Here is an 11440-nt window from a genome sequence, read left to right on the forward strand (position 1 = left end):
GGGATCAGGCGGCCTCGATCACCAGGATCGTTGTGCGTGAGCAGCGGCGCTCGTGATAGGATTCCAGCAGACCCAGGAGCGCCGGGATCCGCCCGTCGACGATCACCTCCACCATGGTCCTTACGGTCGCGCCGTCAGTTTCTTCATGGATGCGCTCGGCCTTGAGAACGGCCTTGAGCCGGTCGACGACACGTTGATGGGCCAGCACAAGCGCGGCGTTGGTCGACTGGTTGATGATCGCGTCGAAAAGGGCCTGAACGCCGTCGAGCGGATCGACCGCAACGGCCGCCTTGCGCAAAGGTGTGAGCCCGCGGGGGTAGAGGGTCAGCGCGGCGTGGAGATAGGCGAGCTGGAGTTCGAACAGGTCGATGATCTCCGCCGGGCTCAGCGACGGGTAGAAGTAGCCGCGTCCGCGTCTGCGCTCGATGAGCCCTTGTCCCGCGAGACAGGCCAGGGCTTCCCGGACCGGCGTGGCGCTCAATCCCACCTCCGCCGCCAGCTCCGTCACCACGATCGGCTCGCCCGGAACAAACCGGCCCGCCTCGGCGAACCGCTTTAGAGCACCCAGAGCCGCTCCATAGGGGTCTCGTGGTTCGGAAGTCTGCATGACGCCCTCGACTGAACAATGGGCGGACCGGGAAACGGGGGGAGGCCGATCCGATTACACAAGTTAGTGCAGATATATTTGATGCAATGCAAGGTTATATTTTGACCGCCAATAGATTGCGTGTGACCCGCAACTTTTTTGCGGACGATCACCGAACTTCTTGCGTATTGGGAGCTTCGGAGGGCGTCGTTCTACTCCGGTCGTGTGATAGTCTGTCCAGAGACAGCAACTGGGGGGCGAAGTCGGTCCTGTTCCGCGATATCTGGCGTTCGCGCGGTCGGCCCAATGCCGACCCCCGCCCATTCAAGAGGACCGCGCCCGCATGACCCAACGTTTCGAGACGCAGATCCAGTTCACATGCCCGGATTGCCACGCCCTGGCGGTCACGAGCGCGGAGGTGCCCGAGCCGGACTGGAGCGCAGCCGAAAGCATGTCGGACCTGAACTCCGAGGGCGAAACCGAGGTCGAATGCCCCCACTGCGAAACCGTCTTTGAGGCCTATGTCGTGAACAGCGCAGGCAGTTGCGAGGTCAGGCTCAACGCCCATCCTGAGACGGCGGTTTCGGCGGATGTCGCCTTCTACTCTCCCGAGGAGGATTGGTCCGACTACGCTCTCCCGGAAAACCCGCTCTCAATCTGGGCGGAGTCGTTCGAGCAGGCGCAGGCCTATCTCGATGCCCACGGCTCGGACGACGGCGGCGCCCTGATCAATCGGATGGTCTTCTCTCAGCACGTTGCGGCTCTCGAAGCCTTCCTCGGCGACACGCTTCTCAAGGAAGTGCTGGGCGACGAGAAGCGTCTGGGGCGGCTTCTCGCCGGCGACAAGGAACTGGCGAAGGAAAGGTTCACCCTGGCGGAGATCCAGGAAAATCCCGGCCTGATCCGAGACAGGGTCGGGGCCTATCTGGCCGACATCCGCTACCACAACCTCGCGAAGGTCGACACGCTGTACCGGATCGCTCTGGAGGTCGAACTCCTCAAGGAGCAAACACAGAGGGAGAAGCTGTTTGTCGCGATTCAGCATCGTCACGACTGCGTCCATCGAAACGGCCGCGACAAGAACAACGAGAAGCTGACGGTCTTCACCAAAGCCTATGTGACCGAAACGGCTGAACTCTTTCGGGCCCTGATCGAGAGGGTCGACCTGGCGCTCTCGCCCTTTTGAGTGACGGCTGGGCGGCGCGCCGCTCCTGTCGGCGGTCCCGGTCCGTCGATCAGGTGCAAACGTTCGGCGCCCACGTCACCTCACCACGCACCCACGGCCTCGGTCGGCCATTCTCCGATGATCGCGCGTCGCCTGCACAACCGCGCCGCACGACGCCGGGAAGGGCTTCGCGCGAGCGGAATTCAGGGCCTCCGGATTGGCCGATCCGCTGCGATCGTGCGCGGGTTACGGCGCGCGACAACGATGATGTGCCGCAGGTCGGAAAGCTTATGCAGAAACCCTTGAATCCGTGGGCGGGATGCCACCGGGATCGTCGAGAGCACGACATCGAGAGGCAGTTCGAGGGGTGGGTAACCCGAGGCTTGTTGAGGGGCGTGGGTCTTGAGGACGACGCCGTGCGCCTGGCTCGCCGCCCAGGCCCCTTCAAGCAGTCCAAGCCAGTTCATGGACACCACGCGCCCTGTGCGGCCGGCCGCGATTTCCTTTACCCCCGCGGTCGCAAGCGCACGCATGCGCTCGCCCTCTTCGCCATCGACCGAGAGCCGATCATTCTGCGGCAGCTCTCGGACGTGTCCCAGGGTTCGTTCGATCAGGACGCCGGCGATCATCGGCTCCAGCGCCTGACGGACAGTGTCTTCAGAGGCGAGAACGCCGTGAGGCTCGAGCAACTGCAGTGCGAGCGCCAGCTCGGGAACGCGAGCCTGCATCATCGCGGTCCGCAGAGGCGCCAGGTTCGACGGATCGATCTTCAACGATCCGCCGATCAGTCGGATCGGCAATGTCCAGTAGGTTGAAGGAATGTGCTGGATGAGCGGGTTTGGTCCGCCGAAAGCATCGATCAAAAGGCGGATGTAACTCGGCCGGAGCGAGCCCTGCGCCGAGACGAAGGTTTCCGCCCAGGCGCGGAGGCGGGGCTGGTTTTCGGGGGTCTGGAGAAACTCCAGAACGCCCTCCTGCGCGAGGGTCCCGTAGAGGACATGGTCGCCTGCCTGCGGCGGGCAGCTCAACATCCGGGAGGCCACGAGGAATTCGGCGAACGACCGGTGCGGGAAATAATAGATGTCGCCGGCTTTCCGCTCCAGGAAGGCCCCGGCGAGATACTCCCGACGCTTGTGTTCGACCTCGTGCGCGTCTCCATCCGGCAAGTCCGCGAGAAGGTCCGATGGAATGACCTCCGCGACGAAGCTCGTTGCTGCGGCCCGATCTCTCCAAAGCCAAAAGGCGAGTTCGGCCAGGAAACGAAGTCGATCTTTCTCGCCGATGGGGGTGCGGGCGGGCTTCTCGGCCTCACGGCGCGCCAGCGACTGAAAGAACTCATCATAAAGCGACCAGCGCGACGGGCTTCGGCGCAGTCGGGTCAGATCCTGTTCGCGGTCCGCCGCCATTTCGGCGAGGATTTTCAGATGGACGGGGCGTCCGAAAACCGCAGGGTCCGCCGCCGCGAGTTCGGACACCTCCTGGCGACGCTTGTCGACCCACTCCGCATCCGCACCCCCATCGCCCGAGGTTCCGGCCTGATAGGCCAGAAAGCCGGCGATGAAGAGATCGCGCTCCGCGTCGCTGAAATCGGCGAGGCGGTACTCCCTGAACTCGGGCCAGCCCGGCAGCTTGCGCCAGCGATCCTGCGCAGGGATGCGCCCTTTCAGTACATAGTGGTGTTCGGCGTCGGTGGTGAATGCGGAGGGGCGGCCCAGCAGAACCACCTTCGCCCCCGGTGTGATGAGCTGATTGAACTGACCGACCTGCGCGCGGAACTCCGAGAAGGACATCGCGTGCTTCATCTCGTCGAAGCCGTCGAGGACGATCAGGAAACGGCCCTTGCTGTTGAAGTCCAGGAAGCGGGTGAAGTTGTATCCCCGGACATTGTGCTGACTCGTCAGCATCGCGCCGAGGAAGCCCTCCAGATCGCTGTAGCGGGACAGCCCGCCGAGCTTGATCAGGATCGGACGGCGAGCGCTGGGATCCGTCAGAGCCTGCGCCGCCTGCTGCGTCACGAGGCGTTTGGCGAAACTCGATTTGCCGGCCCCGTAACCGCCGAGGATCGCCAGCGGCGTGGGGTCTTCCGTAGCCAGCCATGCCACGACCTCGTCGATCAGACCGACGACCTCGCCTTCGGATTCGGCCATGTCGGCATCATACGCGACCTCGGCGGCTCGGGCCTCGATGTAGAACCGGCTGAGCCCGCCCTCCTCAAAGGCGGCCGCCATCGCCTGGGTGTGAGGTCGCAGGCCCAGCACCTCGTCTTCCAGCTCCCAGATCGTGCGGTGCCGCATCGGCGGGCGGGTATCGAGATAGGCCTGTGCGCCGGGAGCCAGACCGTGACGGGAGATGACCAGAAGCTTGGCCGGCCGCACTTCATCCAGAACCGTCTCATAGTCCGACCAGATTGCTTTGAGGTCGTCCCGATGGAGGGGGCGCGCGTAGTCCTTCGCCTCAAGGATGATCGTCTCGCGGCTTCCGAAGTCGTCTCGCTCGAAAACGCCGTCGACCTTCTTTCCAGCGATCAGGATCTCGGTGCGGCCGTTTCCGTAGAGACCGCTGAGGTAGTTCGCCGCCTCGTTCCGAAGAGCGGAGCCCGGGTTCCGGTTCTCATTCTGGATTTCGAACGCCGTCAAGACTTCCCCCGATCCGCCGGAGTGATTCCAGCGGCTTGAACGAGGGGCGATGATACCCGCATTGCGCGAGTGTTCCAGAGTCGTTCGCCTGCGCCAGGTGCGGTCGCGGACGTCTCGTGGAGCGAAGAAAGTCGTCTTGACTTGCCCTCTGGGCGCTGGTCTGGAGAGGGAAGGGCGACACCTCGAAGACGGGCCGACACGACTATGACGCTCGATATCCGGGGCAGCATCAAGAATACGAAGCTCAGTACGAACCCCTATGTTGTGTTCGAGGAACTGATCTCGAATGCCATCGACTCCTACCTGATCCGGAAGGATGCCGAGCCTTCGGCGCCGGCGCTCGATGTCCGTGTGGACGTGGTGTTCAGGACGAGCGATCTGTTCGGCGAGCTCGAGGTGATGTCGGTGCGCTGTCGCGACAACGGTTGCGGGCTCGGTGACGATCAGCTGAAGGCGTTCCTCACCAAGGACACGTCATACAAGGACGACCTGCACATCGCCGGGATCGGCAAGTGTAAGGGCGCGGGGCGCATTCAGTATTTCCACTACTTCGGTTCGCTATCGATCGAGAGCACGTTCAGGCGGGGCGGGGAGGCGATCCATCGTCGCATGGATTATGCCGAGCCGACCAAGCAGATCGATTTCGAGGACTTCTCGGAAACGCCCGGCGCTGAGACGGTTATCGGCACGGCGCTGTCGCTCGGCGCCTTCAAGGAGACGGCGCGGCCGCGCTTCGCGGGGGCGGCCCCCAGCACGCTCTTCTCCGCTGCAGCGCTGAAGCGTCAGATGCTCATGGCCTTCCTCCAGCGTCTCGTCGGGCTGGATGAACGCCTGGGGGATTTCGGCATCGCCTTTGTGACCCGCCATGGCGACGGCGACGCCAACACAGAAGTGCTGAAGCGGGCCGATCTTCCGAAAGTGACCGCGACACGGTCGGTAGAGGTCGAGGAGCGGAATCCGTCGACGGGCGAGGGGACCGGGGTCCATCAGACCTTCCGGCTCTCGCATTATCAGCTGGACGCCGCCGAGTTCGGCCTGCCCAGGAATGCGATCGCCTTCTGCGCCAAATCCTCTCCGGTGCAGGACATCACAGGCTATTACCTCCGTACGAAGACCGAGCAGAACAACCCTGTCGGCGGCTTTCACCACATCGTCCTCGTGGAGAGCGACTTCCTCGACCAACGGGTGAACGAACAGCGCGACGGCTTCGACGACATTCCCGCCGAGATCCCGACCACGGACCTCTTCGCCTCGGACCCCCTCTCCTACGCCGACATCCATGCCGCCATCGATCCCGTGATCGAGGAGATGGTCGTTCCGGCGGATTGGACGAAGGAGGTCGTGATCAAGGAGCTCACCGACCAGTTCGGTGTGAGCGAAGCCATGTTGGCCGACACCTCGACGCGCATCGTCTATGGCGAGCCGGCGCAGTCCGTGGTCGAGCGCGTGCTCAAGAAGTACCAGGAGCGGGTCATCGAGGAGACGGCGGAAATCTTCGACTTGAAGGAGGAGATCATCCGCGCCGAACCGGATTCCGAGGAGTTCCGTGCGAAGATCAACCAGCTGGCCTGGAAGTACACCTCGTCGCTCAAGAATTTCGACATGGCGAACCTGTCCCAGCTCGTCGTTCGCCGCGCCGCCATCGTGGAAATTCTCGCCCTGGCCTGCGGCAAGAACCTCGCCATGCAGTCGTTGGCGGATGGTGTCCGCCGCAAGGACGAACGGATCATTCACAGCATTTTCTTCCCGATGCGGCGGGACAGCACCGACGTCACCGATCACGACATCTGGCTGCTGAGCGAGGATTACCAGTACTACGACTACATCGCGTCGGATGTTCCGCTGGCCAGTATCGTCTGGGAGGGGGACGAGACCGTCTTCGAGGACGATATCGATCGCGAGTTCGCCAAGCTGTTGGTCGAGCGTTCCAATGACCATGCCGCGAAACGCCCCGATATCGCGCTCTTCAGCAAGGAGGGGTCGGCGATCATTGTCGAGTTCAAGGCGCCTGGCGTGTCGATGGACGATCACACCGGCGACCTGCGGGAGTACGCCCATCTCCTTGCGGCCAAGTCCGGCGGCAAGCTCAACCGTTTCTACTGCTATCTGATCGGCGACACGCTCAACCCGCTGCGGCTCGGCGAGACCTGGACCCAGTTTCCGACCGGCACGGGCTGGTTTTCCTCAGGTGAGCTCCGCGACCCGGTGGCCAGGCGACAACTGGGCGAGACCTATTCCGAAATCCTCTTCTACGACGACGTCGTCGCCAGGGCGAAAAAGCGCATCAGGGTCTATCAGGACAAGCTGCAGCTCTCGCTCAAGACTTGAACCCTTGGTGGAGCCGTGACCGATCCGGTCTCGACGCACGAGGTGGAAGGCGACGGCCTGACCGCTCGGATCGAGGCCCAAAGTAGAAGGGCCGCCTCGCGGCGGCCCTTGGAAGTCTGTTTAGACTCATTCCACGCCAGCCTTGCGGCTGGTAACGAACCCACGGAACGACGTGGCTGGAGTGCCGTGAATATGAGGTTTGTTTCCCGGTTCGTCAATGCGCCGGGCTGGAGCGGGGGCGTCGGCGCGTGACCAAGTCTATCACAGAATCCCTGAACGCCCTCATCGACGCCCTGCCGCAGCGACCCGACCAAGCCGTAATCGACCGTCTCCGAACGGACCTGTCGGTCGTCAGCTCGCAGCTTTTGAGCGGCGCCATCCAGGAGATCGCGGCGACCGCGAAAAAGAAGCTGCCGGAAGAACCGGCTGAGGGCGATATCCGCGACGCGATCTACCGAATCTACAATCGCAAGGTCGCTGAGCACGCTCAGATGTTCCCGATGTTCCACACGGTCGAGACCGCCCTGCGCGCGAGCCTCGCCGTCGAGCTGGAGACCCACTACGGCATCCAAGGTTGGTGGAACCCTGTACTCAAAGGGCTGATGTCGAGCGCGTGGGATCCCCGGTCGGTGACGCGCATCGGCAACGTCGACATCAACCGCGAGATTCCCTACCGAATGGGGCGAATCCTGCAGTCCCTGATCGACAAGAAGGTCGCGGTCACCAGCTTTCGCACCGGGAACGAGCTCCTGACAGCCTGCGACTTCGGACACCTCGTCTTCCTGATTGAGGACCACTGGTCGCTCTTCGCGCCCAAGTTCGTCTTCAAGGGGCAAATGGTTCCGAAGCAACTCGCGGTGACTTGGCTCGACCGCATCCGGGATGCGCGAAACGCCGTCTATCACCACCAGTCATTTGAAGGCGCGCCAGGGGCCTATGACGCGGGCGATTTCGTAACGCAATGCCTCGGTGTGAAACTCGCCAAGGTGCATCCGCTGATCGCCGGCGCGCCCTGCAAGCCGCCGCCCTACTTCCCTAAGCTGGTCGCGCCTCGACAGGCGGCGCCCTAACCGGCGCAGATCGAGACAACCACGGGTGACGCCCAATGAATATATGTCTTTTCGGCGGAGCGAATCTGACCGCTGCGCCGAAGAAGCCGGGGCACATCCTCCTGACTGCGCTCGGCGGGAGGATGACGGCATGCGCGATCAGCATATCTTGACGTCGAGTAGGGGGTCATCATGCGCGGATGGGATCGTGCGGATCAGACTTAGGGCGCCCAATTCGCAGAACGGACTTTTGGCGCAGGCTGCTGAGCGGAACTCCATGGCAATCGCCATCAGATCGTTCGTAGCGGCGGGCTAGAAACAAGCGTGCTCCGCTCAACATCTTCCCCGCGATCGCTGCCGAGCCATTGGCGTCTCTTGGCTCCAGATCTGAGGATCGCCGGACGTTCCCCGTCGTCCGAGCGCCCGCGCGAAAGGCCCTCTATCGAAATCCCACAGCCGTGCTGGGTCGAAACCGGCGCTCAACGCAAGACATGAGGTGTCGGTGTTCGTCCGGCGCCGAGGGCGGATGGCCCCCGGACTGCCCCGTCGGTCAATCTCGCAACGCATTCAGCAGCACCAGCAGGGAACTCGCGGTCATGGCGATTGCGGCCCCCAAGGGAGAAAGCAGGCCCAAAGCCGCCAGGGGCAGGACGATGATGTTGTAGGCGAGGGCGAGGACGACATTCTGGCGGATTTTGCGGCGTGTCTCGGCGGCCAGGCTTAGCGCCACGTCGACCTGTTCAAGACCCCCTTCGAGGATGACGATCGCCGCCGTGGCCGCGGCGGCCGGATGCGCCCGGGCCACCGAGACCCCGCAGGCGGCGGCGGTCAGGGCGGGGGCGTCGTTCACGCCGTCGCCGACGAACAGCACAGGTCCGCTCGTGTTCCTGACCCTGTCGGCCTTGTCGGCGGGGGTGCAACCCCAATGGACCGCAGAGGCGTCCAAACCGATCCGCTGCGCGACCGCCAGAGCCGGCCCCTCCGCGTCGCCGGTGGCCATCACGACCTGAAATCCCCGCTGCTTGAGCCGCGCCACGCCGTCAGCGGCGCTGGGGTCCAGCGCATCGGCGAGCAGAAGATCACCGATCGCGAGACCATCCAGGGTGACCCGAAGACGCGTTTCTCCCTCCAGGCTTGGGACGCCGCCGACGTGGATGTGGGCGCCGTCCGCCAAGGTCGTCTCGGCGCCGCGATCCAGGCGTCGGCCGCCCACGACGCCCGCGTCGCCGATCGGCGCGGCGGCGACGACGGCCTGCGCGAGGGGATGGGCGACGCCGGTCTCCGCACGCGCCGCCAGATCCAGCACCTGCGCTGCGGACCAGCCGGGGCAGGGCGCGACGGCGACCACTTCGGGGCGGCCCAGGGTGAGGGTCCCGGTCTTGTCCAGGAAGACGGTGCGCAGCCCGGCCATGCGATCGACCACGCCGGGATCGGAGAACCGCACACCGTGTTCGGCGGCCCTGGCCGAGAGCCGCGCCTGAGCCAGGGGCGCGGCCAGGGCCAGAGCGCAGGGGCAGGCCGCCAGGAGCACGACCAAACCGCGCATCACCGCCTCCCCGACGTCGGCCGTGAGCGCCAGTGTCGCCGCCGTCACCAGGACGGACGCCAGGACCAGGCCCTGGGTCAACGCGCCGGCCAGACGGGCGATCCGGTCTTCGTCACCGCCGCGCGTCGCCAGTTCGAGGGCCACCCGTCCGCCCATCCGATCCACGTCTCGATCCCCGGCGTCGCGGTCGACCGAGACTTCGATCATCCGGTCGAGGTTCACGGCCCCCGCGCTGATGCGATCCCCGGGAGTGATGGCGCGCGGCGCGGACTCGCCGTTCAGCACGGCCGCATTCAGACGGCTCTCGCCGGCCACAATCCGGCCGTCGACGGTCGCCACGGCGCCGGCGGGGATCCGTACGCGATCGCCGAGGCGAAGGCTGGCGTTGGGCGCCGCCTGCCAGCCGTCCGCCTCCCGCCAGACCAGGGCCGTGTCGTCGAACAGACGGCCCATGGCCACCACGGCCTGGGCGGCCCCGCGCCGGATGTGGGTCTCGATCAGACGTCCGGTCAGAAGCAGCGTGATCAGCATCACCGCCGTGTCGAAATAGACGTGACGATCGCCGGCCATCAGATGAACGAGCGAGGCCGACACGGCGCCGCCGACTCCGAGCGTGACCAAAAGGTCGAGCCCGGGCGCGCGCAGGCGCACGGATCGGATCGCCATGCGGCCGATGTCCCAACCGCCATAGAGGAGCGCCGGCAGGGCCAGCAGACCGCTGGCGACGGCCAGTCTCCATGCGAGATCCGCACCGAGGCTCGGCGTGACATAGAGCACGATCGCCGCGACCATCGCCCACATGCCGAAGGCGACGGAAACGGCGAGCCTGAGCGTCAACTGGCGGATCTGACCGTCGAACCGGTCCACCGCATCCTGGGGGTCGGCGCGCTCGATGAGGCGATAGCCGGCCTGACGGACGACGGTTCGAAGATAAGCGACGTCGCAGCGCTGGGCTTCCCATCTGACCAAGGCCGAGGCGGAGAGGTGATGGACCCGGGCGAGGAGGACGCCGGGGGTTTCGCCAAGCCGACGCTCCAAACCGCGCGCGCACCCGCCGCAGAAGAGGCCATCGACGGCGAACAGTTGTTGGCGCGGTTCGGCGCTCAAGGCCGAGCGCGGGAGGTCGGTTCAGGCGTGCCTACTCCGATCAGACGGCCCTGATAAGTCCGCCCGTAAAACGTCTCCTCGCCGCCATGGTTTTTTTGCGCCGTCTCCTGCACCGTGCCGGTCTGGCGAGGGTCCTTGGGCCGCTCTTGGCTGTTGATGAAGGCGGCGACATCCCAGGCCTGCTGGTCGGTGAGACGATCGGTCTGGCCAAGCGGCATATTGGCCTTGATGAAGCCGGCGGCGGTGTTCACCCGCGCCATGCCGGCGCCCCAGTTGTAGGACCGGGGTCCCCAGAGCGCCGGGAAGACCGGGCGGCCATTGAGGTCGTACTGCCCCTGGCCGTCCGCCCCGTGGCAGGTCGCGCAGTTGGCGGCGTAGACCCGGCTCCCGCGCGCCGGGTCGTATCCCGCTGCGGTCTTTTCAAGCTCTGGATAGCCGGCGCCTTCCAGGTCCACGCCCGTCGGGGCCCCGCTGGCGAGCCAATGCATATAGATTTGCAGGTCTTTGTAGACGTCGTCCCCGGGCGGCGGGGGGCCGCCGGTCGGCGAGTGCTGGGCGTTCATGGAATAGGTGAAACAGCCCTTCACCCGGTCTTCCATTGTGTTGATCTGCTTATTCTTGGACCGGTATTTGGGATAGACGGTCCAGGCCGCCCACATGGGCGCCGAGTTGGGCCGTCGGCCGCCGTCGAGATGACAGTTCGAGCACGACAGATTGTTGCCGACGAAATCCGAGGCATTGGCTGACGTGTTCATGAAGATCGCCTGGCCGCGTCGGATCGCATCGCCTTCCGGTCCGTCGGGAATGGCGCTGTCCGGCGGCGGCTGGAACAGGGCCGCATTGACCTTGTCGTCGCCGTCGGCCTCGCCGGCCTTGCGATCCCGCAACCAACCCGCGTCAAAGGCGTAGGCGGCGATCGCGAACAGGGCGAAGCCGCCGCCGACGGCGTAGATCACATCGCGGGCGAACCGGCCCTTGGCGGGCCGGTCCTGCGGAGCGGGAGGCGGAGCGTCGTCATCCATG

7 protein-coding genes are annotated in these 11440 nt (G+C 65.0%); 3 read left to right on the forward strand and 4 right to left on the reverse strand.

The window, feature by feature from the left end:
- Nucleotides 1-4: 4 nt before the first annotated feature.
- Nucleotides 5-607 carry a GntR family transcriptional regulator gene (locus D1604_RS07405; RefSeq protein WP_081836073.1) on the reverse strand — a complete coding sequence of 201 codons (603 nt, stop codon included), beginning with the start codon at nt 605-607 and terminating at the stop codon, nt 5-7.
- 397 nt (nt 608-1004) lie between these two features.
- On the opposite strand from D1604_RS07405, the gene D1604_RS07410 reads away from it, so the two are divergent.
- On the forward strand, nt 1005-1772 hold the full coding sequence (locus D1604_RS07410; RefSeq protein ID WP_147399892.1) for a hypothetical protein: 768 nt from the start codon (nt 1005-1007) through the stop codon (nt 1770-1772).
- Between the two features lie 182 nt (nt 1773-1954).
- Here D1604_RS07410 and D1604_RS07415 read toward each other — a convergent pair whose 3' ends face one another.
- Nucleotides 1955-4387, reverse strand: a complete 2433-nt coding sequence (locus D1604_RS07415; RefSeq protein WP_035305704.1) for an NACHT domain-containing protein — start codon at nt 4385-4387, stop codon at nt 1955-1957.
- Between the two features lie 204 nt (nt 4388-4591).
- On the opposite strand from D1604_RS07415, the gene D1604_RS15900 reads away from it, so the two are divergent.
- Both D1604_RS15900 and D1604_RS07425 read left to right on the forward strand, forming a co-directional pair.
- Entirely contained in the window at nt 4592-6715 is a 2124-nt protein-coding gene (locus D1604_RS15900) for an ATP-binding protein (protein ID WP_035305702.1), read from the forward strand.
- Nucleotides 6716-6963: 248 nt separating this feature from the next.
- Complete coding sequence (locus tag D1604_RS07425) at nt 6964-7785, forward strand: hypothetical protein (RefSeq protein WP_035305698.1); 822 nt, start codon at nt 6964-6966, stop codon at nt 7783-7785.
- A 529-nt stretch (nt 7786-8314) separates the two neighbouring features.
- On the opposite strand, the gene D1604_RS07430 is transcribed toward D1604_RS07425, so the two are convergent.
- Entirely contained in the window at nt 8315-10417 is a 2103-nt protein-coding gene (locus D1604_RS07430; RefSeq protein ID WP_119412797.1) for a heavy metal translocating P-type ATPase, read from the reverse strand.
- Nucleotides 10414-11439 (reverse strand): c-type cytochrome, encoded by a 1026-nt coding sequence (locus tag D1604_RS07435; RefSeq protein WP_233551936.1) that lies wholly within the window; start codon nt 11437-11439, stop codon nt 10414-10416. The genes D1604_RS07430 and D1604_RS07435 overlap by 4 nt, the downstream gene beginning before the upstream one ends.
- Nucleotide 11440 lies beyond the last annotated feature (1 nt).

Source organism: Brevundimonas sp. LPMIX5 (assembly GCF_003576505.1).
Classification (GTDB): domain Bacteria; phylum Pseudomonadota; class Alphaproteobacteria; order Caulobacterales; family Caulobacteraceae; genus Brevundimonas; species Brevundimonas naejangsanensis.